24 protein-coding genes and 1 pseudogene are annotated in these 24695 nt (G+C 66.1%); 5 read left to right on the top strand and 20 right to left on the bottom strand.

Annotated features, from left to right (window positions below; translation table 11 throughout):
- Window positions 1-148: 148 nt before the first annotated feature.
- Window positions 149-904 carry an SDR family NAD(P)-dependent oxidoreductase gene (locus AmiPiv_RS19620; protein WP_340040061.1) on the top strand — a complete coding sequence of 252 codons (756 nt, stop codon included), beginning with the start codon at window positions 149-151 and terminating at the stop codon, window positions 902-904.
- Between the two features lie 104 nt (window positions 905-1008).
- Window positions 1009-2547 carry a class I adenylate-forming enzyme family protein gene (locus tag AmiPiv_RS19615; RefSeq protein ID WP_340040059.1) on the top strand — a complete coding sequence of 513 codons (1539 nt, stop codon included), beginning with the start codon at window positions 1009-1011 and terminating at the stop codon, window positions 2545-2547.
- A gap of 98 nt (window positions 2548-2645) precedes the next feature.
- On the opposite strand, the gene AmiPiv_RS19610 is transcribed toward AmiPiv_RS19615, so the two are convergent.
- From AmiPiv_RS19610 to AmiPiv_RS19575, 8 genes and pseudogenes are all read right to left on the bottom strand, one after another.
- Window positions 2646-3431, bottom strand: a complete 786-nt coding sequence (locus tag AmiPiv_RS19610) for an SDR family NAD(P)-dependent oxidoreductase (RefSeq protein ID WP_340040057.1) — start codon at window positions 3429-3431, stop codon at window positions 2646-2648.
- Window positions 3428-4183, bottom strand: coding sequence for an SDR family NAD(P)-dependent oxidoreductase (locus tag AmiPiv_RS19605; RefSeq protein WP_340040055.1), 756 nt, complete (start codon window positions 4181-4183; stop codon window positions 3428-3430). Before AmiPiv_RS19605 ends, AmiPiv_RS19610 begins: the two co-directional genes overlap by 4 nt.
- Window positions 4180-5082 (bottom strand): branched-chain amino acid ABC transporter permease, encoded by a 903-nt coding sequence (locus AmiPiv_RS19600; RefSeq protein WP_340040215.1) that lies wholly within the window; start codon window positions 5080-5082, stop codon window positions 4180-4182. The genes AmiPiv_RS19605 and AmiPiv_RS19600 overlap by 4 nt, the downstream gene beginning before the upstream one ends.
- Before the next feature lie 132 nt (window positions 5083-5214).
- Window positions 5215-6123 (bottom strand): annotated as a pseudogene (locus AmiPiv_RS19595) (branched-chain amino acid ABC transporter permease); the annotation flags it as partial.
- A gap of 5 nt (window positions 6124-6128) precedes the next feature.
- Window positions 6129-6842, bottom strand: a complete 714-nt coding sequence (locus tag AmiPiv_RS19590; RefSeq protein ID WP_340040052.1) for an ABC transporter ATP-binding protein — start codon at window positions 6840-6842, stop codon at window positions 6129-6131.
- Complete coding sequence (locus tag AmiPiv_RS19585) at window positions 6835-7638, bottom strand: ABC transporter ATP-binding protein (RefSeq protein WP_340040049.1); 804 nt, start codon at window positions 7636-7638, stop codon at window positions 6835-6837. Before AmiPiv_RS19585 ends, AmiPiv_RS19590 begins: the two co-directional genes overlap by 8 nt.
- A gap of 17 nt (window positions 7639-7655) precedes the next feature.
- Window positions 7656-7940: a DUF1330 domain-containing protein gene (locus tag AmiPiv_RS19580; protein ID WP_340040046.1), complete on the bottom strand. Its 285-nt coding sequence runs from the start codon at window positions 7938-7940 to the stop codon at window positions 7656-7658.
- A 61-nt stretch (window positions 7941-8001) separates the two neighbouring features.
- Entirely contained in the window at window positions 8002-9198 is a 1197-nt protein-coding gene (locus AmiPiv_RS19575) for an ABC transporter substrate-binding protein (RefSeq protein WP_340040043.1), read from the bottom strand.
- Here AmiPiv_RS19575 and AmiPiv_RS19570 point away from each other — a divergent pair.
- Window positions 9185-9349 (top strand): hypothetical protein, encoded by a 165-nt coding sequence (locus AmiPiv_RS19570; RefSeq protein ID WP_340040041.1) that lies wholly within the window; start codon window positions 9185-9187, stop codon window positions 9347-9349. The genes AmiPiv_RS19575 and AmiPiv_RS19570 overlap by 14 nt on opposite strands.
- A 90-nt stretch (window positions 9350-9439) precedes the next feature.
- Window positions 9440-11044: a GMC family oxidoreductase gene (locus AmiPiv_RS19565; protein WP_340040038.1), complete on the top strand. Its 1605-nt coding sequence runs from the start codon at window positions 9440-9442 to the stop codon at window positions 11042-11044.
- On the opposite strand, the gene AmiPiv_RS19560 is transcribed toward AmiPiv_RS19565, so the two are convergent.
- The 3 genes from AmiPiv_RS19560 to AmiPiv_RS19550 form a co-directional block, all read right to left on the bottom strand.
- Window positions 11000-11287, bottom strand: a complete 288-nt coding sequence (locus tag AmiPiv_RS19560; RefSeq protein WP_340040036.1) for a nuclear transport factor 2 family protein — start codon at window positions 11285-11287, stop codon at window positions 11000-11002. The two genes, AmiPiv_RS19565 and AmiPiv_RS19560, sit on opposite strands and share 45 nt — an antisense overlap.
- A gap of 173 nt (window positions 11288-11460) precedes the next feature.
- A complete protein-coding gene (locus AmiPiv_RS19555) occupies window positions 11461-12666 on the bottom strand; it encodes an ABC transporter substrate-binding protein (RefSeq protein WP_340040034.1) in 1206 nt (401 codons plus the stop codon).
- A gap of 131 nt (window positions 12667-12797) precedes the next feature.
- Entirely contained in the window at window positions 12798-13604 is an 807-nt protein-coding gene (locus AmiPiv_RS19550) for an SDR family oxidoreductase (protein WP_340040032.1), read from the bottom strand.
- A 194-nt stretch (window positions 13605-13798) separates the two neighbouring features.
- Here AmiPiv_RS19550 and AmiPiv_RS19545 point away from each other — a divergent pair, with 194 nt between their 5' ends.
- Entirely contained in the window at window positions 13799-15391 is a 1593-nt protein-coding gene (locus AmiPiv_RS19545; protein WP_340040029.1) for a FadD3 family acyl-CoA ligase, read from the top strand.
- 196 nt (window positions 15392-15587) lie between these two features.
- Here AmiPiv_RS19545 and AmiPiv_RS19540 read toward each other — a convergent pair whose 3' ends face one another.
- The 9 genes from AmiPiv_RS19540 to AmiPiv_RS19500 all read right to left on the bottom strand — a co-directional run bounded on the left by AmiPiv_RS19540 (window position 15588) and on the right by AmiPiv_RS19500 (window position 24694).
- The gene (locus AmiPiv_RS19540) at window positions 15588-16493 is read right to left on the bottom strand and encodes an SDR family oxidoreductase (RefSeq protein WP_340040026.1); all 906 of its coding nucleotides are present in this window, start codon (window positions 16491-16493) and stop codon (window positions 15588-15590) included.
- 11 nt (window positions 16494-16504) lie between these two features.
- The gene (locus AmiPiv_RS19535) at window positions 16505-17107 is read right to left on the bottom strand and encodes a gamma carbonic anhydrase family protein (RefSeq protein ID WP_340040023.1); all 603 of its coding nucleotides are present in this window, start codon (window positions 17105-17107) and stop codon (window positions 16505-16507) included.
- A 2-nt stretch (window positions 17108-17109) separates the two neighbouring features.
- Window positions 17110-18261, bottom strand: a complete 1152-nt coding sequence (locus AmiPiv_RS19530; RefSeq protein WP_340040022.1) for an acetyl-CoA C-acetyltransferase — start codon at window positions 18259-18261, stop codon at window positions 17110-17112.
- Window positions 18254-19318 (bottom strand): acyl-CoA dehydrogenase family protein, encoded by a 1065-nt coding sequence (locus tag AmiPiv_RS19525; protein ID WP_340040020.1) that lies wholly within the window; start codon window positions 19316-19318, stop codon window positions 18254-18256. Before AmiPiv_RS19525 ends, AmiPiv_RS19530 begins: the two co-directional genes overlap by 8 nt.
- 12 nt (window positions 19319-19330) lie before the next feature.
- Window positions 19331-20494, bottom strand: coding sequence for an acyl-CoA dehydrogenase family protein (locus tag AmiPiv_RS19520; RefSeq protein WP_340040019.1), 1164 nt, complete (start codon window positions 20492-20494; stop codon window positions 19331-19333).
- A gap of 34 nt (window positions 20495-20528) precedes the next feature.
- The gene (locus AmiPiv_RS19515) at window positions 20529-21425 is read right to left on the bottom strand and encodes an enoyl-CoA hydratase (protein WP_340040017.1); all 897 of its coding nucleotides are present in this window, start codon (window positions 21423-21425) and stop codon (window positions 20529-20531) included.
- A 116-nt stretch (window positions 21426-21541) separates the two neighbouring features.
- The gene (locus tag AmiPiv_RS19510; protein WP_340040015.1) at window positions 21542-22486 is read right to left on the bottom strand and encodes an aldo/keto reductase; all 945 of its coding nucleotides are present in this window, start codon (window positions 22484-22486) and stop codon (window positions 21542-21544) included.
- Window positions 22487-22541: 55 nt separating this feature from the next.
- Window positions 22542-24155, bottom strand: a complete 1614-nt coding sequence (locus tag AmiPiv_RS19505) for a GMC family oxidoreductase (RefSeq protein ID WP_340040013.1) — start codon at window positions 24153-24155, stop codon at window positions 22542-22544.
- Window positions 24152-24694 carry a thioesterase family protein gene (locus tag AmiPiv_RS19500; RefSeq protein ID WP_340040011.1) on the bottom strand — a complete coding sequence of 181 codons (543 nt, stop codon included), beginning with the start codon at window positions 24692-24694 and terminating at the stop codon, window positions 24152-24154. Before AmiPiv_RS19500 ends, AmiPiv_RS19505 begins: the two co-directional genes overlap by 4 nt.
- Window position 24695 lies beyond the last annotated feature (1 nt).

The raw sequence follows: 24695 nt of genomic DNA, 5'->3' as shown, positions 1-24695 counted from the left end.
GCTAACATCGTCTGATGGGACTAGTCGCGGGAAACCGGGCATTTCGGACGCCAAGTCGCTGAAATGCCCGGCAATCTTAGTCCCTTCGGACGATGTTGCCGGCGCCCGCGCGCGCAGGTTCGCGGGTACGGTTTCGAGGAGAACAAGCATGGCCCGTCTGGCAGGCAAGGTCGCATTCATCACCGGGGCAACCGGCGGCATCGGCGAGGCAGCCGCGAGGCTCTTCGCCCAGGAAGGCGCCAAGGTCGCCGTCGCCGGCCGCAGCCGCGACAAGGGCGAGGCCATCGCCTCCTCGATCAACGCATCGGGTGGCACGGCTCTTTATGTCGAGACCGACGTCACCGAACCCGACAGTGTCGAGGCGTCGTTCAAGACGGTCATGGACGCCTGGGGCCGGCTGGACGTGCTCTACAACAACGCCGGCGGCTCGAGCTCGGCCGATGGCCCGGTGACTGTGGCACCCTTCGAAGAATTCTGGCGCTGCATCAAGCTCGACCTGTTCGGCACCTGGGTCTGCTGCCGCAACGCCATCCCGCTGATGCAGAAGTCCGGCGGCGGCTCGGTCATCAATTGTTCGTCGATCGTCGGCGCCATGGGCGTCCCCAACCGAGACGCCTATTCGGCGGCCAAGGGCGGCATCATCTCGCTGACCCGCTCGATGGCGGTCGAGTTCGCCAAGGACAACATCCGCGTCAACGTGCTGGTTCCGGGCGCCGTCGCCACCGACCGCGTGCTCGGCTTCTTCGAGCGCGAGCCGCATCTCAAGGCTCAGTTCGACGCCTATCTGCTCGGCATCGCCGAACCCATCGATGTCGCCAATGCGGCGCTTTACCTCGCCTCCGACGAATCGCGGAAGATGACCGGGCATCAGTTGCCCATCGACGGCGGCATCCTGATTTCGTGACCACAGCACCTGACCTGGCTTAGTCTGTGCAGACGATGTCGGTGCCGACCGCCGGGTCTTGAAGTCGCCCCAAAAGTCCCAATTTCGACTGCAGGAATACGAGCATGGAAATCCTGAGCCAGGTGCTGGCGCGGAACGCGCGGCTGATCGGCGAGCGCAACTTCATCGTCACCGACAAGGAAACGATCACCTATGCGCGCTTTTCCGAACTGACGGCGCAATTGGCTAACGTTCTCAAGGCACGTGGCGTCTCCAGGGGCGACCGCGTCGGCCTCTATCTGCCGAGCACGCCGATGATGGCCATCGGCTTCTGGGCCTGCCAGCGCCTCGGCGCGATCCCTGCGCCGCTCAGCGCCATGTTCCGCCATGCGGAGCTGCGCAAGATCGTGACCCAGACCGGCATGAAGGCGCTGATCGCGAACGGCTCGACCTGGCCCTACTTCTCCGAAATCCGTGCCGAGTTCCCTGACCTAGCCCACTGCCTGGTCGCGTCCGATGACGGCAGCGCCGACGATCTAGCCGCGCTGATGGCAGCGGCACCCTCGACCTTCGACGATGCGCCCTGCCACATCGACGACATCTGCGCCCTGTTCTTCACCTCGGGCACGACGGGGGCGCCCAAGGGCGCGGCACAGTCGCAGTTCAACCAGTGCTCGACGCTGCGCGACATGATGGTTTCGCACCGCACGCGCTTCGCCGAGGAAACCTATCTCTGCGCCGTGCCGCTGTTCACCAATTTCGGCCTGACGGTGACGCTCAACCTCTGCCTCTACACCGGGGGCACCATCGTGCTGCACGAGCGCTGGGACACGAGCCGCGTGCTCGCCGACATCGGCCGCTACAAGGCCACCTATTTCGGCGGCACGCCGACGATGTATGTCTACATGGTCAACGAAGTCGATCCGGCCAGGCACGACCTGTCGTCGCTGCGCATCTGCACGACCGGCGGCTCGCCCGTGCCGCAGCCGGTCATACGCCGCTTCGAGGAGCTGTCGGGCGCCCGCGTCACCCAGGTCTACGGCTCGACCGAAACCAGCGGCCAGAACGTCATGGAGCCCACTGCCGGCATCTGCAAGCCGGGTTCGGCCGGCCTGCCGGTCGGCAGCTCGCGCATCGCGATCGTCGACGACGAGGGCAACGCCGTGCCGCAAGGCGAGATCGGCGAGGTCATCATCTCGGGTGATTGCGTCTCGCAAGGGTACTGGATGGACGAGAAGGCGACTGCGGAAGCCTTCGGCAACGGCGGCTGGAAGTCGGGCGATCTCGGTTACGTCGACGAGGACGGCTATCTGTTCATCGTCGACCGCAAGAAGGACGTCATCATCGCCGGCGGCCACAATGTCTATCCGCTGGAGATCGAGGCGCTGCTCTACAAGCACCCCGCGGTCGCCATGTGCGCGGTCGTCGGCGCGCCCGACGAGAGCAAGGGCGAAATCCCTGTAGCCGTCATCGTCAAGGCCGAGGGTCAGAACGCTACGGCGGAGGAGCTGATCCGCTATTGCCGCGAAAGCCTCGCCGCCTACAAGGCGCCACGCGCCGTGCACTTCATCGATACGATGCCGGTCGAGGCGGCCAAGATCCGCAAGCGCGAGCTGGTGCTGGCGCTGCGCGAAAACCGGCTGGATGATTTCAGGAGCAAGTGAACTCCCGGTACTCAATAGCAAAGGCCGCGCCCTGCGCGGCCTTTTTCTTTTCATGTCAGTAGCTTGTGATTGTCAGCTCAACGTCGAATGAAACTGCCTCAGGCAGTCGCTACGTCGCCCGCGCCACCGAAGGCGCTCCAGCCACCGTCGACGGGCAGCACCGTCCCGGTGATGTACGACGCCCAGTCCGACAGCAGGAACACCGCCGCCTGCGCCATCTCGGCCGGCAACGCCAAACGGCCCAGCGGCGTCCGCCGTTCGAGAATCGTCGGATCGAAAGCCTTGCGCTCGAGCAGCGCCTCGACCATCGGTGTACGCGTATAGGCCGGCGCGATGGCGTTGACGCGGATGCCCGAAGGTCCCCATTCGCAGGCCAGCGTATGCGTCAGGTGGTTGATGCCGGCCTTGGCCGCGGCATAGGCCGAGCGGCGTGGAAAGCCCCCGAGCCCGACGATGGACGACACGTTGACGATCGCACCGCTCTTCTGGGCCAGCATCGGCCGGGATGCCGCGCGGCACATCAGGTAGGTGCCCTTCAGGTTGACATCGACCACACGCTGCCAGCTCTCCACCGACTGCTCGTGCACCGGCACCAGGTCATCGCCGATGCCGGCCGAGTTGAAGACGAGGTCGAGCCCGCCGAGCGTTGAGATCGCCTCCCCGACCATACGCTCGGCGTCCGCTTCGCTGGCGACATCGCCCTGGGTGACGCCGACGGAACCGGTGTGCGCCGCCGCCTCGTCCAGGCGCTCGCGATTGAGATCGGCGATGACGACCCTTGCGCCTAAATCTGCCAGCAGTTTCGCCGCGGTTTCGCCGATGCCGCTGGCGCCGCCGGTCACTAACGCGAGCTTGCCGTCGAACCTGATCGCTGGCGCGCTCATGCGTCGGGGTCCCCGCCGTCCCCGGCGTCCTGTTTGAAATGGAAGTCCGGCTGCCATTGCTCGCGCGGCTGGACGTGAAGCTTCCAGTAGGCTTCGGCGACCAGGTCGTGGTCGTAGGGCGTACCCGCCTGCATCGTGCCATGGATGGCGACGGTCGAGACATGGATGCCCGACGGCGACAGCTCCTTCTCCAGCGAATGCCCGAGACTGCGCAGGGCCGCCTTGCCGAGCGACGTCACGCCCCATTCGATCCACGGACCGAAGGCCAGCACGCCGCCGGTGAAAAGGATCGTGCCGCGCCCGCGCCCGATCATGCCGGGCGCCACCGCCTGCGCCGCATGCAACGCACCCGCGACATTGGTCCGGAAGGCAGCGACGACATAGTCGACGCTCGCCGGCTCGCCATGCGAGCGCCAGCCGTCGGCGGTGCCGTACTTGACCTCGCCCAGCCGCGACGGCGTGGCGAAGCGCGCCGGCTCGATGATCGCCGCGTTGTAGATCAGTGCCTCAGCGTAGCCGTGCCGTTCGCGGATCGCGGCATGGACCCGGTCCATATCCTCGGGCCTGCCGGCGTCGCCGGCAAAACCTGCGATGTCGAGCCCGTCGGCCCGCAGTTCCTGCTCGTAACGCGCGATCGCCTCGGCGCGACGGCCGACGAAGGCGACACGATGGCCCTCGCGCGCGAACTTCTTCACCAGCGCCTGGCCAAGGCCCGGTCCCATGCCGATGACGACGGTCGAAGGCGCGTTCATTGCGCCACCTCGACCTTGGCGACGGTCTCGGCTCGCTCGGTATTCCCCTGCGCCTTGCGCTCGGCGCGGTTCGCCATGAACTCCTCGAGCGTACCGACGACGCCCTTGCGCAGGAACAGCACGCACAGCACGAAGATCACGCCCTGGACGACAACGACCCAGGCACCCAGCGTCGCCAACTCGCGCTGCAGCGTCACCAGCACGGCGGCACCGACAACCGGTCCGAGCAGCGTGCCGACGCCTCCAATCAGCGTCATCAGCAGCACGTCGGCCGAAGTCATGAAGAACACGTCGGCCAGCGACGCCAGCTGGAAGATGATCGCCTTGAGGCCACCGGCAACGCCCGACAGCATCGCCGACAGCGTGAACGCGATCAGCTTGAAGCGGTCGGTCGAATAGCCGAGCGAAATGGCGCGCGGCTCGTTCTCGCGGATCGATTTCAGCGTCTGGCCGAAGGGCGAGTGCACGATGCGGTAGACGAAGGCGAAGCCGATCAGGAACACGGCGAGCGTCACATAGTACATGTTCAGCGTGTTCGAGAGGTCGATGACACCGAACAGCGTGCCGCGCGGCACCGACTGGATGCCGTCTTCGCCGTGAGTCCACGGTGCCTGCACCGCGTAGAAGTAGATGATCTGCGCCAGCGCCAGCGTGATCATGGCGAAGTACAGCCCCTGCCGGCGGATCGCCAGCCAGCCGAACAGCGCGCCGATGGCAGTGGCGACCGCGACGCCCATGAGGATGCAAAGCTCGGTCGGCAGGCCCCAGGCCGCAGCCGCATGGGCCGTGACATAGGCCGACGCGCCATAGAAGGCGGCATGGCCGAACGCGAGCAGGCCGACATAACCAAAGATCAAATTGTAGGCGAGCGCGAACAGCGCCAGCACCAGTATCTTCATGCCCATGACCGGGTAGATCACGAAGGGCAGCGCGCCGCCGCCGACGGCGAAGATCGCCAGCCACAGGCGGCCGTTCTCCAAGAAGCTGCCGGAACGGCCCGACGAGACGTCGGCGACCGAATGGCTCGTCGTTTCCTTGCCGAACAGGCCGGCCGGGCGGAAGATCAGCACCAGCGCCATGATGACGAAGATCACCGTCGACGAGGCCTGTGGGTAGAACACCTTGGTCAGGCCCTCGATCACGCCGAGCATCAGGCCGGAGACGATGGCGCCGAAGATCGAGCCCATGCCGCCGATCACCACCACCGCGAAGATGGTGATGATGATGCCCTGACCCATCTGCGGGCTGACCTGGTAGATGGGTGCTGCCATCACGCCAGCAAAACCGGCGAGGCCGACGCCGAAGGCATAGGTCAGCATCAGCAGGCGCGGCACGTTGATGCCGAAGGCGCGGACGAGGTCGGGGTTTTCGGTGGCAGCGCGCAGGTAGGAGCCGAGCTTGGTGCGCTCGACCATGTACCAGGTGCCGAAGCAGACGACGATGGCCGCGACGATGACCCAGGCGCGATAGGTCGGCAGGAACATGAAGCCGAGGTTGAAGCCGCCCTTGAGCGTGTCGGGCACGGAATACATCTGGCCGGCAGCGCCGTAATAGACGTTGAACGCGCCTTCGATCGCCATGGCGAGACCGACGGTCAACAAGAGACCATAGGCATGGTCGAGGTCGTAGACACGGCGGATAAAGATGCGCTCCATCAGCGCGCCGATGACGGCAACCACCAGCGGCACGATGACCAGCGCCCACCAGTAGCCGATGGACGGCAGGCCGAGGCCGGGAAACAGTTCGGGCAGGCGCAGCAGGTACCAGGCGCCGAATGCGCCGAGCATGTATTGCGCTCCGTGGACGAAGTTGCCGATGCGCAGCATGCCGAAGATGATCGCCACGCCCAGGCTCATCATGGCGTAGAACGAGCCGTTGATAAGGCCGACGAGCAGTTGTCCGAAAAGAAGGGTTGGCGGAACGCCAATCAGGTCCAGCATGGCCGTCACACCCCGAGATAAGCTTGGATTTTGGCTTCGTTGCCGGCGAGTTCGTCGCGGCTGAAGCGCTCGACCACCTTGCCGTGGTCGACGACGAAATGCCGGTCAGCGAGCTTGGAGGCGAAGCGGAAATTCTGCTCGACCAGAAGGATGGTGAAGCCCCGCGCCTTGAGTTTTTCGAGCACGACGGCGATCTGCTTGACGATGACGGGCGCCAGGCCCTCGGTCGGCTCGTCGAAGATCAGCAGTTTCGCGCCGGTGCGCAGGATACGGCCGATGGCCAGCATCTGCTGCTCGCCGCCCGAAAGCTTCGTGCCCGGGCTCTGCCAGCGCGCCTTGAGGTTCGGGAACAGCTCCAGAATCTCGTCCACCGTCATGCCGCCCTTGGCGATGACCGGTGGCAGCTCCAGGTTTTCGGCCACGGACAAGCTCGAGAAGATGCCGCGCTCTTCCGGGCAATAGGCTATGCCGCGCCTAGCGATGATCTCGGGTGTCCGTGCCGCGACGTTCTCGCCGCGATAGGTGATGGCACCCGTCTTCTTGCGCACCAGTCCCATGATGCAGCGCAGCGCCGTCGTCTTGCCGGCGCCGTTGCGGCCCAGCAGGGTCACGAGCTCGCCCTCGCGGATGTCGAAGTTCATGCCGTGCAGCGCCTTGCTCTCACCGTACCAGGCATGCAGGTCGGCGATGTCGAGTACCGTCTTGGAAGTCTCAGTCATCTGCGCCACCGATATAGGCTTCGATCACGCGCGGATCGCGCGACACGGTCTCGTAATTGCCCTCGGCCAGCACCCGGCCCTGCGCCAGCACCGTGATGGTGTCGGAAAGGGCGGCGACAACAGACAGGTTGTGTTCGACCATCAGGATGGTGCGCTCGGCGGAAACCTTGCGGATCAGCTCGGCGATGCGGTCGACGTCCTCATGGCCCATGCCCGAGGTCGGCTCGTCGAGCAGCAGCATCTCGGGATCGAGCGCCAGCGTTGTGGCGATCTCCAGCGCGCGCTTGCGCCCGTAGGGCAGGTTCACGGCGACGTGGTCGCGCCAGTTCAGCATGCCGACGGCGTCGAGCAGCTCGTCGATGCGGTCGTTGAGCACGCCGAGCGTGCGTTCGCTCTGCCAGAAGCGGTAGGAGGTGCCCGTGGGCCGCTGCAGCGCCATGCGCACGTTCTCGCGCACGCTCATGCGCGGAAACACCGCCGAGATCTGGAACGAGCGGACGATGCCCTTGCGCGCCACCTCTTCCGGCTTCAGCGCGGTGATGTCCTCGCCATTGTAGCGGATCGTGCCTTCGCTCGGCTGCAGGAACTTGGTGATCAGGTTGAAGGTCGTCGTCTTGCCGGCGCCGTTGGGGCCGATCAGGGCGTGGATGGTATTCCGACGGACCTTGAGATCGACGTCCTTCACGGCTGCGAAGCCGTAGAAATACCGACTGAGACCAGACGCCTCGATGATGTAGTCGTCCGCAGTGCCTTGTCGCACCTTGTCCTCCAGAGTGCTTTCAGATGTGTGCGGCATCAGCCGCCCTCGCCGCCTCAGGCGTCGACGAGAATGCCCTTGCCGCGCGAGGCGAGCTGCCGCAGCGCCACTACCTTCTGGTAGTCCTCCGACTGGTAGAAACGCCGGGCTGTATCCGCGCTCGGAAACTCGACCACCGAGATGGATGCCGGTCGCCAGCCTCCTTCGAGGCTTTCGATGCGTTCGCTCGACAGCACGAAACGGCCGCCGCCGGCAGCCATGATCGGTCCGGCAACCTCCCGGTAGTGCTTCCAGGCCGCCTCGTCGGTGACCTCGATCTCGAAGATCAGATAGCCGGGCACGTCGTCGCTCCCAAAAGAAGGCGATGCCGGGCAGCAAGGCTGCAACCCGGCATCCGGTCCCTTACTGCTTCGCCAGCTTGCAGGCGCTCTTGTCTATGGGGCGGAAGGCGACGTCGGCCGGAACCGTCGTCACCACCTTGAACACGTCCTGAGCATCGGATGCCTCGCCAGGCGCGCGCACTTCGAGCAGTTGCATGTCGTGCACGAGGCGACCGTTGGGCAGCAGCGTGGCGTTCTTGGCGAACAGGTCGTCGATCTTGCCTTCGCGCAGCTTGGCGAGCACGGCGGTCGGCTCGTCGGTACCGGCGGCCTTGACCGCGTTCAGGTAGTTGGTGGCAGCCGAATAGGCGCCGGCAGCGACCCAGCCCGGCGCATTGCCGGTCTTCTTCTGCATCTCTTCCTTGAAGTGCTTGGAGGCGTCGTCGGTGTTCCAGTACCAGGCGGCCGCGAACTGGATGCCCTTCAGTGCCTCGAGGCCGATGGCGCGCGCGTCGGACTGGTGCAGCACCGTCACCGCCACGCGCATGCCCTGGTCGATCAGGCCGAACTCCTGCACCTGCTTCAGCGCGTTGACCAGCTCGGGTCCGTTGACGGTGAGCGCCAGCACCTTGGCGCCCGAAGCCTGGGCCTGGAGGATGTAGGACGAGAAGTCGGTGGTGCCGAGCGGCGCGCGCACCTGACCGAGGATCTTGCCGCCTTCGTCTTCGACGGCCGTCTTCACGCCGGCTTCCATGACCTTGCCGGCCTCGTAGTCGGGCGACAGGATGAACCAGGTCTCGCCGCCGGCCTTGAGCTGGGCGCTGACCGACGAACGAACCTGCGAATAGGCGTCATAGGCCCAGGCGAGGCCGTAGCCGTTGCAGTCGGCCTCGGTCATCTTGTCGGTCATCGGCGACACGAAGAAGCCGAGCTTCTTCTGCTCGCCGAGCAGGTTGTTGACCGACAGCGCGATCGCCGAGTTGGCGACGTCGAACAGCGCGTCGACATTGTCGCGCTCCAGCCACTCGCGGGCGATGGACAGCGCGATCTCCGGCTTGTTCTGGTGGTCGGCCGACACCAGCTCGATCGGCTTGCCCAGCACCTGGCCGCCAAAATCGGAAATGGCGAGCTTGACCGCTTCGGTCACTTCGGTGCCGCCGAGGGCGGAGAAGGACGAGCTCTGATCGTTGAGCACGCCGAGCTTGACGCTGGCATCCTGTGCTGCGGCAGTCAGCGCGGTCGACAGCAGCAAGGCTGCCGCGAGAATGGATTTCTTCATGTCATTCCTCCCCAGGAACGTGGGCTTTGCTGCCGGTCTGGATGCGCGCCGGCATCGATATGCGCGCAAGGCTGCCACGCTGCTGGCGTGGAGACTCCTCAAGGAGAAATCACAGGATGCGGCAGGCCCGAACATCGTCCATGCGGACTAGCGCATATGCCGGGCTGGACCCATGCCACCCTCGCCTGGGCTAGTTCGTTTGCAGGATGCGAGCCGCCGCCCGAGGCCCAGACATCGCGGCATGAGCGAATTCGACACCATCATCGTCGGCGCCGGTTCGGCCGGCTGTGTGTTGGCCGCCAGATTGAGCGAGGACACTGATAATCGCGTGCTTGTCCTCGAGGCCGGCCCGTCCGACCTGCACCCGTTCGTGCGCATGCCCCGCGGCTGGGTCAAGCTGACGAAACATCCTCAGCGCTCCTGGAATTTCCCCGTCGAGCACGAGGACGGCCGCCCGCAGGGCGAGACCTGGGCGCGAGGGCGCGGACTTGGCGGATCGAGCTCCATCAACGGCATGCTCTACTGCCGTGGCGCACCTCAGGATTATGACGGCTGGGCCGATTTCGGCGTGAGGGGCTGGGGCTGGTCCGACATGGCTCCCGTCTTCCGCAAGATCGAGAACCACCAGCTTGGCGGCAACGCCATCCGTGGCGGCAATGGCCCGCTTCAGCTCAGCGTCCGCCCCATCCCGGACCCACTGGGCAAGGCTATCCTCGACGCCGGCGCCTCGCTCGGCCTCGACCATCTCGATGATCTCAATGGCGCGAGGCGCGAGGGCATCAGCACTTACACTCATACTGTCGACCACCGGGGCCGGCGCATGAGCGCTGCGCGCGCATTCCTGCGGCCTGCGATGCGGCGCAAGAACCTCACCGTCCGGACCGGCGCACAGGTGCTGCGGATCCTGTTCGAGGGACGCAAGGCGATCGGCGTCGAATATCTTGCCGGGGGCCGGAAGCGTACCATTCGGGCGACCCGAGAGGTCATCGTTGCCTGCGGCGCCATACAGTCGCCGCAACTCCTGCAGGTATCCGGCATCGGCCGCGCGGACGTGCTGTCGGCTGCCGGCGTCAATGTCGTGGCCGAACTGCCCGGCGTCGGCCGCAATTTCGCCGAGCATCTCGTTGTCGCCTTGCCCTATCGCCTCGCCCGCCTCCATGGCCACAACCGGCGGCTCAGCGGCCTCCGCCTCGTCGGCGAGGTGCTGCGCTATTATCTCGCCGGCACCGGGCTGATGAGCTTCGGCGCCTCCGAAATGGGCGGCTTCGTCCGTTCGTCGCCCGATATCGCCTATGCCGACCTGCAGCTGTCGCTGTCACCCTACACATTTGCCCGCGGCCTGCTGCAAGGCCGGCTGAAGCTCGAGGACAAGCCGGGGCTGACCATCATCGGCTATGCCTTGCGGCCGGAGAGCCGCGGCGAGATCACGATCCGTACCGCCGACATACGCGACATGCCCCCGATCCAGCCGAACTGGCTGGCGACCGAGCACGACCGGCGCACCGCGATCTCGATGATGCGTATCATGCGCAACTTCGTCGTGCAGCCGGCGCTCCAGCCCTACGTCAAGGAGGAGCTATGGCCCGGCCGCGCCGTGCAATCGGACGACGAGATGCTGGCAGCCTTCCGCTCGACCTTCGTGTCGGGGCTGCATGCCGTCGGCACCTGCAGAATGGGCAATGACGCAAATGCCGTCGTCGACGAGCGGCTGCGGGTCCATGACGTCCAAGGACTGCGTGTCGTCGACGCCTCGGTGATTCCCGCGCCGATCTCGGGCAACACCAACGGCCCGGTCATGGCGCTAGCCTGGCGTGCAGCTGACCTGATACTTGAAGAAAGACACTGAACCATCAGAAATCGAAGGATTCGGTGCGCGTGCTGCTTCCAAGCAGAAGGCCGACAGCTGGTCCCTGCTCTCCACCCTGAGCGCCGGACGGTCGCCGACGGCGGCGATCTCGAAGATGCCATCTTTGGTGAACACGCCGGCCCAGGCATTGCCGTCGCCGCTGCCCCAGGCGCGGGCATGACGCGCCTCGAGCGCTATGATGTCGAGCATTGCTTCGGCGCGCACCAGCCGTTCTTCCAGCATGTCAGCTCCTCACTGCAAATGCGATGGGGTGCTCTCACCTGTGCCTATCGACAGCCCGATCAAGCGAATGGCTTGGCGCGGGGCACCACGCATCGTTCGATCGGGTGAGCCAGCGAAAAAAGGGCGCCGCCGGATGCCGGCGACGCCCTTGGTCAATTGAAGCGCCGGCGCGCCTACTGCGCGCAGTAGGCGCGTTCGACCAGGCCGTCCTCGCGCAGCTGATGGGGGTTCTTGACGACCTTGAGGCTCTCCACCGCAGGCAGGAAGTGGTTTTCCGCGCTCGCCGCCAACTTGCCGGTCAGTGTCTTGATCTCGCCGGCATTGGCTTCGATCCAGGCGGCAATCGACTTGCCGTCGGTCTTGCCTGAACCGTTCATGGCCGCGGCCAGGATGAAGGGCTGGATGTAGTAGGGCACCAGCGCCGACGGTCCGCCCATGCGGTCGAGATCGGCGATGTCGGCCTTGGCCTTCTCGGCGAACTTGGCGAACTCCTTCTCGCCGAGCGCGTCGCCGGGGCAATAGGTCATGCCCTCGAACTGGACCGAATAGACGCCTTCGAACGGCTCGTTGCCGATGGTGGCGGCATTGCCGACGGCATAGTTGGTCATGGTCAGGCTGGCCAGCACCGGCACGTCCCAGCCGATGTCGTAGCGGTTTTCCAGCATCTTGCGCGAATCGTCGCCGATCGAGTTGATCAGGAGCACCGCCTCGGCCTCGGAATTGCGCAGCGAGAACAGCTGCGGGGTCATGTCCTCGGTGCGGAAGGCGAATTCCTGCACGGCGACCGGCTCGACGCCCTTGCCCTTCATGTACGCGACGATGTCGGAGACGGCCGCCTTCGACATGCCGCCATTGTCGGACATCAGCGCCAGCTTCCTGAGCTTCAGCACGTCGAGCGCGTAGGCGATGTTGGGGATCATCTGGTTCGCGCCGATCGGCGAGGTCGAGAAATGGTACGGACCGACCTGCGGCGTCAGCTGGGTCGAGGCGGCGCTGGAGATCTGGGCGATGTTGGCCTCGGTGCCGATCGACATCAGCGGCGTGGTTTCCTGGCTGGTCGCCGGGCCGACTACGGCCTGCACCTTCTCGCTCTCGATCAGGCGGCGCATCTCGCTCACGCCATGGGTCGGGTCGGTCATGGTGTCGGCCAGAACCAGCTCGACCTTCTTGCCGAGAATGCCGCCGGCGGCGTTGATGTCGTCGATCGCCCGCTTCCAGGCGACCTCGGCGTTCTTGCCGATCGAGGCGCCGGAGCCGGTGAGCGACATGATGCCACCGATCTTGATCGTCTCCTCGGCGCGGGCCGCGCCCATGCCGAGCGCGGTGAACGACATCAGGGCCGCGAACAGCGCGCGTCGGCTGCGAATGCTGGAAGTCATCTTTTGTCTCACTCCTGAAGGTTGCGGCGTGCCCTCTCCTCCGAGCGACTGCACCGCGCATCGTCCATTAGGACCACTTAATGCGCGCCGGAAGCGTCTGCCCCATCGGTCGTGCGGGCCTGGACCAGCGGTTACTCCACCGCCGGAGGCGCGTGGCGCCTGATGAGGTCGAGGAACAGCGGCGTCTCGCCGCCACCATGGACCTCGAGCGTGGCACCCGTCACGAAGGTGGCGTCCGGACTGGCGAGGTAAAGGGCAGCCCGGGCGATGTCGTCGCCGCGGCCCATACGCTTCATCGGCACAGAGGCTGCGATCGCCTGCTGCGCCTCGCGCGAACCATAGGTCTCGTCGGCCTTCTCGGTCTCGGTCAGGCCGACGACGATGGCGTTGACGCGCACCTTTGGCGCCCATTCCTGGGCCAGGCTGGTCGTCAGGCTGAGGAGGCCTGCCTTGGCCGCACCATAGGCGGCCGTGCCAGGCGACGGGCGGCGTCCGGACAGGCTGGCGATATTGATGATGCTGCCGCGCTCCGGTAATTTCGCCATCCACTGGTAGGCCGCCTGGGACAGGTAGATCGGCGCCATGAGGTTGAGGTTGACGATCGCGTCGGAGAAGCGCGGCGACACGGTCGATGCGTCGACATGCGGCGAGCCGCCGGCATTGTTGACCAGAACGTCGACACGGCCGTGCTCGTCGCCGACGCGGTCGACCAGCTCCTTGCAGGCCTGGGCCGTGCGCACGTCGCACTGCATGAAGATCGCCCGGCGCCCATTCGCGTACGGCAGGCTGTCGGGCTCCGTGCGCGCGCAGACCACCACGGTTGCGCCGGCGCCGAGGAAGCCTTCGGCGATGGCCCGGCCGATGCCCTTGGTACCGCCGGTCACGATGACGACCTTGCCCTCGAAGGTCGCGGCAACAGGTTGCGGGGCATTGCTCATGTCGTAACTCCAGGCAGCATTGGCGCGCGCGAGCGTCTGCACGCAGTCCTACAGCCTTTATGTCGGTCGCCGTAAGGTTTATTCGTCCCTTCGGACGATGCTGCCGGCCATCCGACGCCTATGTTCCCGCCAAACCAGCCCGGCTGCCGTCTCCGCGGCGCGCCCGAACAGGCCCAGCGCCTCCAGGTAGACAGATGATTGCAGAAGACGCCGACTGGAAGTTCACCACCATTCCCGCCCTCTGCAGGCGGGCGGCCGAGGTCTACGGCACGCGCACGGCGGTCGAAGACGCCGGCGCCACCCTGAACTTCGTCGAGCTCGATGCGATGCGCAAGCGCGTCGCCAAGGCGATGATCGCGGCAGGCGTCCAGAAGGGGGACCGCATCATGATCTGGGCGCCCAACACCTGGAAATGGTTCGCCACCGCACTCGGCCTCGTCACCGCAGGCGCTGTCCTCATCCCGGCCAGCACCCGCTTCAAGGGCGCGGAAATCGCCGAGCTGGTCAAGCGCAGCGGCACCTCGGTGCTGTTCTCTGTCGGCGACTTCCTCAACACCTACTATCCCGACCAGCTCAGGGCAGAAACGCGCGAGCTGCTGCGCGAGGTGGTGATCATCGGCGACCCGCGTAACGGCGACCGCGACTGGGACAGCTTCGTCGCGGCCGGCGAGGCGGTCAGCGATGCCGAGCTTGCCGAGCGCGAGGCGTCCGTCGGCCCCGACGATCTCTGCGACATGCTGTTCACCTCGGGCACCACGGGCTACCCCAAGGGCGTCATGTACGGCCACCGGCAGTGCCTTCAGGCGATCGACGCCTGGGCGACGCGCGTTGGCATCCGCGAGCACGACCGCATCCTGGTCATCCCGCCCTTCTTCCACGCCTTCGGCTACCGCTCCGGCGCCATCGTCTCGCTGATGCGCGGCGCGGTGCTGATGCCGCACCTCACCTACGACGCCGGCGAGATTCTCAAGCGCGTCGCCGAGGAAAAGATCAGCGTCATCCCTGGCCCGCCGGCCATCTTCCAGGGCATGCTCCAGCATCCCGATCTGGCGAAGTTCGACACCTCCAGCCTGCGCCTCGGCGTCACCGGCGGCGCGGTGGTGCCGTCCATCCTCATCCGCCGCATGCGCGAGGAGCTCGGCTTCGCCGGCGTGGTCAACGGCTACGGCCTGACCGAATGCGGCGGTTACGGCACCATGTGCCTGGCCACCGACCCGGACGACGTCATCGCCAACACCGCCGGCAAGGCGGCCCCCGGCGTCGAGGTCCGCATCATGGGCGACGACGGCCACTTCCTGCCCGACGGCAAGCCGGGTGAAGTCGTGATCCGCGGCTACATCGTCATGAAGGGCTACTTCAACGATCCCAAGGCAACCGCCAAGACCATCGACCCCGAGGGCTGGCTGCACACCGGCGACGTCGGCTACTTCGACGCCGACGGCAACCTGCGCATCGAGGACCGCCTCAAGGACATGTACATCACCGGCGGCTTCAACTGCTATCCGGCCGAGATCGAGCGCATCCTGAGCCAACACCCGGCGATCGGCATCGCTGCGGTCATCGGCGTGCCCGACGAGCGCCTCGGCGAGGTCGGCAAGGCCTATGTGGTGCTGCGCCCCGGCACCAGCGCCACCGAAAAGGACATCGTCGACTGGTCGCGCGCCAACATGGCCAACTACAAGTGCCCGCGCAGCGTCGAGATCCGGGCCTCGCTGCCCACCAGCCCGCAGGGCAAGGTGCTCAAGAACGTCCTGCGCGACGAGGTACCCACCGGCAACGCCGCCTGACGGTCTGCGCCGAACAGGGATTCCACGCGGCCAGTAGAGTTTTCGGACGACATCAGACGGGACGGTGCGAAAGCGCCGTCCCGTTTTTGCTGTCCGCGTAACCGCGCCCCACGGATCTGCCAAACAATACAACCGCGCAAAGCAAAAGGGCGCCGGTTGCCCGACGCCCTCGACGCATTTTAGCGATGCGGCCCGTTTACGAGCTGTAGACCGGCTTCGCGTCCGGGCGCGCTGCTACCAGGTCCTTGATCTTTTCGCCGAGCGAAACGGCATCCCAGCGGCTGCCCTTGTCGAATTCGGGGCCGTCGTTCCAGCCGAGGCAGACGCGGATCTTGCCGCCGATCAGCTCGAAGACCTGGCCGGTGACATCGGCGGAGGCCGGGCTGCACAGCCAGGCGACCAGCGGTGCCGTGTTCTCGGGGGCAAAAATGTCGAACTCGCCTTCCTTGGCCTGCATCGCCTCGGCGAACGCGGTTTCGGTCATGCGCGTGCGCGCATTGGGCGCCAGGCCGTTGGCGGTGATGCCGTAGCGGCGCAGTTCGGCCGCCTGCACCAGCGTCAGCGAGGCGATACCGCCCTTGGCCGCCGAATAGGCGCTCTGGCCGATGCTGCCCTGCAGGCCCGCGCCCGACGACGTGTTGATGATGCGCGCATCGACCGGCTTGCCGGCCTTCTGCTGGGCGCGCCAGTAGTCGACGGCATGGCGGCTGACGCAGAAATGGCCGCGCAGGTGCACGCGCAGCACCGCGTCCCACTCGTCGGGCGTGCACGACACGAACATGCGGTCGCGCACGAAGCCGGCATTGTTGACCACGGCATGCAGGTCGCCGAAGGCGTCGAGCGCGGCCTTGACGATGCGGCCACCGGCCTCGAAATCGGTGACGTCGTCATAGTTGGCGACGGCCTCGCCGCCCATGGCCTTGATCTCGTCGACCACCTGCTGCGCCGGCGTCTCGGTCGTGGCATCGCCATGAGTGCCGACGCCGAGATCGTTGACCACGACCTTCGCGCCCTCGGCCGCCAGTCCCAGCGCATAGGCGCGGCCGAGGCCACGGCCGGCACCGGTGACGATCACAACCCTGTTTTCGCAGATCCCTGCCATGTCAGTCCTTCTCACGTTGTCTTGGTCGACAGCCGCACGGCGCGCGCCTGGCCGGCATTGCGCTTGCGGTCGGGCTCCGGCGTGCGGAGCGGTTCGCATTCCACGAGGTCGGCAAGCGACCGGTCGGCCAGCCGCTGGTATTCGCCGTCGCCATCGTTGCGCCAGATGATCGCCTGTTCTGGCATCTCCTTGATCACCGTGGCCGGATTGCCGGCGATCAGGCTGCGCTGAGGCGTCACCACCTCGTTCTTGACCAGGCTGAGTGCCGCCACCAGGCTGTCGTCGCCGATCACGGCTCCATCCAGCACAACCGCGTTCATGCCGATCAGCGCATTTTCGCCCACCGTGCAGCCATGCAGGATCGCACCATGCCCCACGGTTGCACCCCGACCGACGATGCAGTCGGAGCCCGAGCCGGTATGCAGCGTGCAATTATCCTGGACGCTGGCGTCGCCGACAACGGTGATGCGGCCGAAGTCGCCGCGCAGCGAGGCGCCGGGGCCGATGTAGCAGCGCGGCCCGATGGTCACGTCGCCGATCAGCACCGCCGTCGGATGCAGGTAGGTGGTCGGATCGACCACCGGCACGATGCCCTCGAAGGCATAGCACGGCATGCTCAGAGCCTTTCGATGATGGTCACGTTGGCCTGGCCGCCGCCTTCGCACATGGTCTGCAGCGCATAGCGGCCGTTGCGGCGCTCGAGTTCGTTCAGCATCGTCGTCATGATGCGCGCACCCGTGGCGCCCAGCGGATGGCCGAGCGCGATGGCCCCGCCATTGACGTTGACCCTGTCGCGCGGAATGCCGAGGTCCTTGATCCAGGCGAGCGGGATCGAGGCAAAAGCCTCGTTGCATTCGAACAGGTCGATGTCCTCGACCTTGAGCCCGGTCTTGGCCAGTGCGTGGCGCGTCGCCGGGATGGGCGCCGTCAGCATCCACACCGGGTCGTCGCCACGCACGCTGATATGGTGGATGCGGGCGCGCGGCTTGAGGTTGTGGTCCTTCACCGCCTGCTCCGAGGCGATCAGCAGCGCCGCCGAGGCGTCGGAGTTCTGGCTGGCGACGCCGGCATGCACGCGGCCGCCCTCGATCAGCGTCTTCAGCGTCGCCATCTTCTCGATAGAGGTGTCGCGGCGCGGCGTCTCGTCGACGGCGAAGTCACCGACCGGCACGATCTCGCCCACGAAACGACCCGCGTCGATGGCGGCAATGGCGCGCTGGTGGCTTTCGAGCGCGAACTGCTCCATCTCGTCGCGGCTGCACTGCCACTTCTCGGCGATCATCTCGGCCGAGCGGAACTGGCTGACCTCCTGGTCGCCATAACGCGCGATCCAGCCCGGCGAGGTACTGAACGGATCGGGGAAACCGAACTGCGGCCCGACCAGCATGGCCGAGGCCATGGGGATCATGTTCATGTTCTGCACGCCGCCGGCGATCACCAGGTCCTGCGTGCCGCTCATCACCGCTTGTGCCGCGAAATGCACCGCCTGCTGGGCCGAACCGCACTGACGGTCGACGGTCACGCCGGGCACATGGTCGGGCAGGCCCGCCACCAGCCAGCAGGTGCGGGCGATGTCGCCGGCCTGCGAGCCGATCGTGTCGGTGCAGCCATAGATGACATCGTCGACCGCATTCGGATCGATACCGGTGCGCGCCATCAGCGCCTTGATCGGCTGAGCCCCGAGATCGGCCGAATGCATCTGCGCGAACGCGCCCTTCTTGCGCCCGACCGGCGTGCGGATGGCGTCGACGATATAGGCTTCAGGCATTTTCGGCCTCTCTGGCAAAGGTGTGTTCAGGTCCGAGCGGACGCGCGAAGACTCGGGCGGCGACGCGCTCGCGATGGAAGGCGGGGCCGCCCCACCAGTTGGTCAGCGCGATGCCGCGCTTGAGGAAGAAGTGGACGTCGACTTCCCAGGAATAGCCCATGGCGCCATGCACCTGGATCGAGGTGCGGGCGGCGACGTCGGCAGCGTCGGCGCAGGCGAGCTTGGCCTGCGAGATGCGGGCGCGGCTGTAGAGATCGCCCTGTTCCAGCTGAGCGGCGGCCGCATGCAGCACCGGCCGGGCGAACTCGATCTTCACCTGAGCGGTCGCCAGATGATGCTTCACAGCCTGGTAGGAGCCGATCGGCTTGCCGAACTGCTGGCGCTCCTTGGCATAGGCGACGCCGAGGCCGACGCAACGCTGGGCGATGCCCAGCATCTGCGCGGCGGCAAACAGCGCGCCGCGGTCGAGCGCGGCAGCCAGCGGAGCCGCTGCCTCCTCGGTGTCTGCGATCAGCGTTTCGGCACTTGGCTCAAACTCGACCGTGAACAGACGGCGGAACGGATCGACGCTCGGCTGCGCCACGATTTTTGCCCTGCCGGTTTCGACCAGATGCACCGCACCGTCGCGAACGACGAGCACCGCTTCGGCCGTGTCGGCGTCGGCGACGAACGGATTGGCCGGATGCGCGACGGTGACGGTCACCTCGCCGGCTAGCGCCCGCTCCAGCAGGGCAGCCGCGCGGACGTTGCCGGAAAATGCCGCCAGCAACGGCAGCGCCACGCCGGCATTCTCGACCAGCGGCTCCGGCAGGCCGGCATAGCCGCAAGCTTCGGCGATCTGGACGAAGTCGATTGCCTTGAGGCCAAGCCCGCCCTGGTCTTCGCTCACAAGTGCCCCGGCGAGGCCCATCTCCAGAATCTTGGCCCAGCGGGCCTCGTCACGGGCAGCCCCCTCGCCCATCAGGCGGCGCAGGTCGGCCGGTTGGCAGACGTCGGTTAGCAGTTCGCGGACGACATCAGCCGTCATCGTCTGTTCTTCGGAGAAACGGAAATCCATCTGTGTCCCTCCTTATGCGCGCGGCAGCCCGAGCATGCGCTCGGCGATGATGTTGCGCTGGATCTCGTTCGAGCCGGCATAGATCGGCCCGGCCAGCGAGAAGAAATAGCCGTCCAGCCAGCGGCCGATGTCGCCGGCCTCGGGTGCGGAGCGCAAAAGTTCCGCGCGCGCACCCAGGATCGACAATGCCGCCTTGTGTATGGCGATGTCCATTTCCGACCAGAAGATCTTGTTGGTGCTGGCCTCGGGGCCGATGTGGCCGCCCGCGGCAAGGCGCGATGCCGTCGCATAGATCGACAGCGCATAGGCCTCGGCGTCCATCCACGACTGCAGCACAGCCGCCCGCACCGTCGGCTCGACCTCGGCCTCATGCGCTTTATAGAGCTCGACCAGCTTGCGCGCCGCCACCTGGAAGCGCGCCGGGCTGCGCAGCATCAGGCCGCGCTCGAAACCGGCGGTGGCCATGCAGATGTTCCAGCCCTCACCCTCGCCGCCGAGGCGGTTGAAGGCGGGCACGCGCACGTCGTCGAGGAAGATTTCGGCAAAGCCGGTCTCACCGTCGATCTGCGGGATCGCCTGAACGCGCACGCCCGGAGCGTTGAGCGGGAAGAAGATCAGCGACAGGCCCTTGTGGCGCTGCGAGGCCGGATCGGTGCGGAACAGGCCGAATGCCCAGTCGGCAAAGACGGCGCGCGACGACCAGATCTTGTGGCCCTTGAGCACATATTCGCCGCCTTCGAGCACGGCTGTCGCGCGCACCGAGGCCAGGTCGGAACCGGCCTGCGGCTCGGACCAGGCCTGCGCCCAGATCTCATCGCCGGAGGCCATGGAGCTCAGGAAGCGCGACTTCTGCTCGTCGGTGCCATATTCCATCAGCGTCGGGCCGAGCAGGAAGATGCCATTCTGGTTGACACGCAGCGGCGCGCCGGCACGGTAATACTCTTCCTCGAAGATCAGCCACTGGATCAGGTCGAGCCCGCGTCCGCCGTAGCTCTCGGGCCAGGTCACCATGCCCCAGCGACCGTCGGCCAGCACCCGCTCCCAGGCGCGATGCGCTTCAAAACCCTCGCGGCTGGCATCGAAGGACGGCAGCGGCGTCTCGGGCACATGCTTTTCGAGCCAGGAGCGCACTTCCTGGCGGAAGGCCTTCTGCTCGTCGGTGTAGTTCAGATCCACGCTTGGAAGTTCCCGTTGGTCTGCAGCGGCGGGCTCAGGCCTCGCCGGCCTGCTTCTTGTTGGCGGCGGCCATGCTCTTGGCGTCCTGCCCGCCCAGCGTGTTGCCGGTGGTCAGGTCGTTCTGGGCATGGGCAAAATGGTGCATGTGGTAGTGCGCATCCATGGCGGTGCGCTTGCCGCGCAGGTCCTCGACATGGTTGATCGCCTGCTTGGACAGCCACAGGCCAAGGCGCGGATATTGCGCCAGCTTCTCGGCCATGGCCCGGCCGGCGCCCTCGAGCTCATCGCGGGTCACCACCTTGTTGACCATGCCGAACTGCTCGGCGCGTGCTGCCGGCATGCGCTCGCCCATCATCAGGAATTCCTTGGCGACGCGCGGCGGCAGTTCGAAGGCGTGCGCGAAATATTCCACGCCCGGGATGCCCATACGCACCACCGGGTCCTGGAAGAAAGCATCGTCGGTGGCAACGATGAAGTCGCAGACCCAGGCCAGCATTAGCCCGCCGGCGACGCAGGCACCCTGCACCAGCGCGATCGTCGGCTTGGGCAGGTCGCGCCAGCGGCGGCACATGCCGAGATAAACCTCGTGCTCCCTGGTATAGAGCATCTCGGCTGCCGGCTTGTTGGTGTGGTCGGACCACATCAGGCGACGGTCGAAGGTCTTGTTGACGTCGCGACCCGGCGTGCCGATGTCGTGGCCGGCCGAAAAATGCTTGCCCGCGCCGCGCAGGATGATGACCTTCACGGCGTCGTCGTCGACGGCGCGCTTGAAGGCGTCGTCGAGCGCATAGGTCATCTGCGAGTTCTGGGCGTTGTTGAATGTCGGGCGGTTCATCGTCACCCAGGCGATCGGACCCTCGGTCTCGTAGAGAACCGGCTCAGCCGTCTCATAGGTGATGTCTGCCGTGCGCGGCTCAACCAGATCGCTCATTTCAAGGGTTTCCGCTGACAATTCAACTTGGTAGCTGACGGGAAAACTACGTTCCCCGCCAAGGGGTGCAATCGTCCAAAGGGACTAACGCACGGGCAACTTTGTGCGTCGCACAATCACTTGCAGATGGTGTCGATCTCGGCGAGTTCTTCAGCCGAAGGCTTCCACGAAGCCGCCGCCGCGTTGGCCACCACCTGCTCGGGACGGGTTGCGCCCGCGATCACGCTGGAAACGATCGGCTGGCAGGCAAGCCACGAGAATGCCAGCTCGAGGATAGTGCGGCCGCGCGCCTCGCTGAAGGCGATCAGCTTCTCGACCCTGTCGAGATTGGCGTCGGTCAGGCCCGATTTGAAATAGGCCATGCTCATGCGCGTGTCCTCGGGCATCGCCTGGCCCTTGCGGTACTTGCCGGTCAAAAGGCCGCTCGCCAGCGGGAAATAGGGCAGCAGCGTCATGCCGGTGCGGCGCATCGCCGGGAACAGCTCGGTCTCGGCGGAGCGCGAGATGAGGTTGTACTCGGCCTGGGTGGACTGCAGGCCGTGCAGATTGTGGTGGCGCGAGGTCCAGCTGGCATCGACCAGCATCCAGGCCGGCAGGTTAGAGCAGCCGAGGTAGCGCACCTTCCCCTGCTTCACGAGATCGTCCAGTGCCCTGAGCGTCTCCTCGATCGGCGTCTGCGGATCAGGGAAGTGATACTGGTAGAGGTCGATGTAATCGGTCCTGAGCCGGCGCAGGCTGGCCTCGACGGCGCCCATGACGTAGCCGCGCGAGCCGTTATAGCGGTTGCTCTTCTCGCGGTTCAGCGGCGAGGCGAACTTCGTCGCCAGCACCACCTCCTTGCGCCGGTCGCCAAGGATTTCGCCCAGCGTGATCTCCGAACCGCCGTTGAGGCCATAGGAATCGGAGGTGTCGAACAGCGTGATGCCGGCGTCGAGCGCCGCGTGCACCACCCTGCGGGCGGCATCGGTGTCGAGCGACCTGATCATGCCGCCGAAGTTGTTGCAGCCGAGGCCGACGACCGAAACCTCCAGGCCCGTGCGCCCGAGAACGCGCTTTTCCATCTCGTCCACTCCATCATTTTCATTCGCTAACTATCGTAATTCGTTGGCAAACTGCCTAGGCCGCCGCCTTGATCATGTCGGCCGCCTTCTCGGCGATCATGACGGTCGCGGCATAGGTGTTGCCGTTGACCAGCACCGGCATGACCGACGCGTCGGCGACGCGTAGCCTCTCGACACCGCGCACCCGCAACTGTGGGTCGACCACGGAATCCGCATCCGCGCCCATCCGGCAGGTGCCGGCGGCGTGGTAATGCGTGACCGCCGTCGCCAGGATGTCCTCGGCGATATCGTCGAGCGAGCGGATCGGGCGCGCCGGCAGCAGTTCCCTGTCGAGAACGCCGCGCAACGCCGGCTGATTGACGATGGCGCGTGTCCTGTCGGCGCCTTCGGCCAGAATCCTGATGTCGCGCGGGTCGGAGAAATAGTTGGGCGAGATCGCCGCATGCGCCAGGGGCTCGGCCGACTTCAGCGTCACCTGCCCGCGGCTGTAGGGCGAACCGTGGTTGAGCAGCAGCGTGAAGCCGTGTTCGCGCGGCAGGATGCCGAGCACGCCCGGCCCGCGCCGGATCACCGTCGCCGGCGCCATGCAGACCTGGATCTCGCTGCCTGGATCGCCTTCGATGGCATGGAAGTAGCCGGACGTCGGAAACAGCCCGCGGCTCAGCACGCCCCGGCGACGCAACGCATAATGCGCGCCGGCCTTCAACGCGCCCCACGGCCTGACATGGCTGTAGGCGCTGACCGGCTTGGTCGTGGTGTACATCAGCCGGTACATCGGATGGTTCTGCAGGTTCCGCCCAACCTCGGGCCGGTCGGCGGCGACCTTGATGCCCAGCCGCTGCAGGCTGGCAGCCTCGCCGACGCCCGACAGCATCAGCAGTTGCGGCGAGTTCACGGCACCGCCGCTCAGGACCACTTCCTTCACGGCCCGCGCCACGCGTGTCCGCCCCTCGTGCGCGAACACGACGCCTGTCGCCATTCCGGCCTCGATCACCACGCGCAGCACCGGCGCGTTGACGATCAGCTTGAGGTTCGGCCGCTTCAGCGCCGGATGCAGGAAGGCCGCAGCCGTGCTCGAACGCCTGCCGCGCCCAATGGTCAGGTCGACATGGCCGAAGGCCTCCAGCGCGTCCTTGTTGAGGTCGTCGGTCAGCGGCAGGCCTTCCTGGGCCGCCGCATCGAGGAACATGTCGCAGACGGGAGCCGTGCCCTGCCCCTTGGATACCTGCAAAGGTCCGCTGTCGCCGTGGATGTCGCTGGCGCCGCGCTCGTTGGTCTCGGATTTCCTGAAATACGGCAGGACGTCGTCATAGCCCCAGCCGTAATTGCCTAGCGCCTTCCAGTTGTCGTAGTCGCGGCGGTGGCCACGCATGTACATCATGCCGTTGATCGAGCTGGAACCACCGACGATCCTGCCTTGCGCCCAGTAGAGCTTGCGCCCGCCCAGCGCCTCCACCGGCTCGCTTTCGTAGCTCCAGTTGTAGGCCGGGTGCGTTCCCGTCACGACATTGGCGCCGGGAATGCGGATCAGCATGCCCTTGTCCAGCCCGCCGGCCTCGATGACGGCGACCCGCACGTTCGGGTTCTCGGACAGGCGGGCGGCAAGCACGCAGCCGGCAGCGCCCGCGCCAACGACGACGTAGTCGAATTCGAAGTCGCTGAACGTCACGTCCTTGTCCTGAAGTCTCGGCGCGTCACGCCCTTCGGCCATGGCAACAGCGCATGCGCGGTCGCGAGCGCGCTCAGCGGATCGGCGACGTCGCGTTCGACGATCCTGGCCGCCTTGCGCAGGCGCAGGTCGACATGGATCGACAGGCCCTCGACGGTCGCCGCGCGGTAATTCTGGTCGACATTCCACAATTCGTGGAAATGGTGCACACGCTTGAGGTCGGTCCACAGCACCACGCTGCGGGCCTCAAGCTGCGCGTCGGGCATCAGCTCGCGCTCGTAGCGAACGCTCTTTTCCAGCCGGAAGAAGCTGTAGCTGGTGCGCCTGATGTAGTCGTCGTGGATGCCGAAGACCTCGAACAGGTCGCTTTCGGCGATGTCGAAGACGCGGTCATACCACGACACGTTCATGTGCCGGTTGACGTCGAGCCAGTGCGGCTCGACCTTGCCCCGGAAGCTGATGTAGGGGCGCGGTGCGTTCTCGGTATCTGCGGCATTCGCGCCCGACGCTTCGTCCCAGACCGCGCCCTCGTCTTTCATC

Origin of the sequence: Aminobacter sp. Piv2-1, from assembly GCF_037625995.1 — a bacterium.
Classification (GTDB): domain Bacteria; phylum Pseudomonadota; class Alphaproteobacteria; order Rhizobiales; family Rhizobiaceae; genus Aminobacter.
Note: the sequence above shows the minus strand (reverse complement) of the source record. Positions and strands in the feature narration are given on the sequence as shown.

Excerpts from the sequence above, each read along its gene's own strand:
- AmiPiv_RS19620 (WP_340040061.1), top strand. The coding sequence starts at position 149 with ATGGCCCGTCTGGCAGGCAAGGTCGCATTCATCACCGGGGCAACCGGC.
- AmiPiv_RS19615 (WP_340040059.1), top strand. The coding sequence starts at position 1,009 with ATGGAAATCCTGAGCCAGGTGCTGGCGCGGAACGCGCGGCTGATCGGC.
- AmiPiv_RS19610 (WP_340040057.1), bottom strand. The coding sequence starts at position 3,431 with ATGAGCGCGCCAGCGATCAGGTTCGACGGCAAGCTCGCGTTAGTGACC.
- AmiPiv_RS19605 (WP_340040055.1), bottom strand. The coding sequence starts at position 4,183 with ATGAACGCGCCTTCGACCGTCGTCATCGGCATGGGACCGGGCCTTGGC.
- AmiPiv_RS19600 (WP_340040215.1), bottom strand. The coding sequence starts at position 5,082 with ATGAAGATACTGGTGCTGGCGCTGTTCGCGCTCGCCTACAATTTGATC.
- AmiPiv_RS19590 (WP_340040052.1), bottom strand. The coding sequence starts at position 6,842 with ATGACTGAGACTTCCAAGACGGTACTCGACATCGCCGACCTGCATGCC.
- AmiPiv_RS19585 (WP_340040049.1), bottom strand. The coding sequence starts at position 7,638 with ATGCCGCACACATCTGAAAGCACTCTGGAGGACAAGGTGCGACAAGGC.
- AmiPiv_RS19570 (WP_340040041.1), top strand. The coding sequence starts at position 9,185 with ATGGATTTCTTCATGTCATTCCTCCCCAGGAACGTGGGCTTTGCTGCC.
- AmiPiv_RS19575 (WP_340040043.1), bottom strand. The coding sequence starts at position 9,198 with ATGAAGAAATCCATTCTCGCGGCAGCCTTGCTGCTGTCGACCGCGCTG.
- AmiPiv_RS19565 (WP_340040038.1), top strand. The coding sequence starts at position 9,440 with ATGAGCGAATTCGACACCATCATCGTCGGCGCCGGTTCGGCCGGCTGT.
- AmiPiv_RS19560 (WP_340040036.1), bottom strand. The coding sequence starts at position 11,287 with ATGCTGGAAGAACGGCTGGTGCGCGCCGAAGCAATGCTCGACATCATA.
- AmiPiv_RS19555 (WP_340040034.1), bottom strand. The coding sequence starts at position 12,666 with ATGACTTCCAGCATTCGCAGCCGACGCGCGCTGTTCGCGGCCCTGATG.
- AmiPiv_RS19550 (WP_340040032.1), bottom strand. The coding sequence starts at position 13,604 with ATGAGCAATGCCCCGCAACCTGTTGCCGCGACCTTCGAGGGCAAGGTC.
- AmiPiv_RS19545 (WP_340040029.1), top strand. The coding sequence starts at position 13,799 with ATGATTGCAGAAGACGCCGACTGGAAGTTCACCACCATTCCCGCCCTC.
- AmiPiv_RS19540 (WP_340040026.1), bottom strand. The coding sequence starts at position 16,493 with ATGGCAGGGATCTGCGAAAACAGGGTTGTGATCGTCACCGGTGCCGGC.
- AmiPiv_RS19535 (WP_340040023.1), bottom strand. The coding sequence starts at position 17,107 with ATGCCGTGCTATGCCTTCGAGGGCATCGTGCCGGTGGTCGATCCGACC.
- AmiPiv_RS19530 (WP_340040022.1), bottom strand. The coding sequence starts at position 18,261 with ATGCCTGAAGCCTATATCGTCGACGCCATCCGCACGCCGGTCGGGCGC.
- AmiPiv_RS19525 (WP_340040020.1), bottom strand. The coding sequence starts at position 19,318 with ATGGATTTCCGTTTCTCCGAAGAACAGACGATGACGGCTGATGTCGTC.
- AmiPiv_RS19515 (WP_340040017.1), bottom strand. The coding sequence starts at position 21,425 with ATGAGCGATCTGGTTGAGCCGCGCACGGCAGACATCACCTATGAGACG.
- AmiPiv_RS19510 (WP_340040015.1), bottom strand. The coding sequence starts at position 22,486 with ATGGAAAAGCGCGTTCTCGGGCGCACGGGCCTGGAGGTTTCGGTCGTC.
- AmiPiv_RS19500 (WP_340040011.1), bottom strand. The coding sequence starts at position 24,694 with ATGAAAGACGAGGGCGCGGTCTGGGACGAAGCGTCGGGCGCGAATGCC.